We start from the raw sequence: 714 nt of genomic DNA on the forward strand, positions 1-714 counted from the left end.
GGCTGGAAAGTGAAATCCTGGCTGACCGGGTGAGTGAGGAAAGCCGCCGCTGGCTGGCATCGTGCGGCCTGACCGTGGAGCAGATGCAAAACCAGATGGACCCGGTGTACACGCCGGCGCGAAAAATTCACCTGTACCACTGCGACCATCGCGGCCTGCCGCTGGCCCTTATCAGCACGGAAGGGACAACAGCGTGGTACGCAGAATACGATGAATGGGGTAACCAGCTGAATGAAGAGAACCCGCACCAGCTGCAGCAGCTCATCCGCCTGCCGGGGCAGCAGTATGATGAGGAGTCCGGCCTGTATTATAACCGCCACCGCTATTATGACCCGCTGCGGGGGCGGTATATCACTCAGGATCCGATTGGGCTGAAGGGGGGATGGAACCTGTATACATATCCGCTGAGCCCGGTGAATAGCATGGATCCATTAGGATTATATGAATTTAAATCAAAAAATATAGATGATATTGGAATATTTGCATTGGCAATGTGTAATGGAGAATCAATTAACGAGAATAAAGAATATGGTGGACTAATATGTAAGAAGCAAGGTGAATATTTCCCCATGAATCCGATAAGTTCAAATGATAATGATAGTGTAGACTTGCGAAATATAAAATGCCCTGAAGGTTCAGAGAGAGTAGGCGATTATCACACTCACGGTTTTTACTCTGACGATAAAGGAAATAAAGTAACAAAAGAAAATGATG

At 48.0% G+C, this 714-nt stretch carries 1 protein-coding gene; it reads left to right on the forward strand.

All coding sequences use genetic code 11. The annotated features are described in order from the left end of the window. Positions 1-714 (forward strand): RHS repeat-associated core domain-containing protein (locus E0D98_RS25200; RefSeq protein ID WP_131891439.1); only part of this gene is annotated, 714 nt, incomplete at both ends.

Source organism: Escherichia sp. KCJ4928 (genome assembly GCF_004352695.1).
Taxonomy (GTDB): domain Bacteria; phylum Pseudomonadota; class Gammaproteobacteria; order Enterobacterales; family Enterobacteriaceae; genus ECMA0423.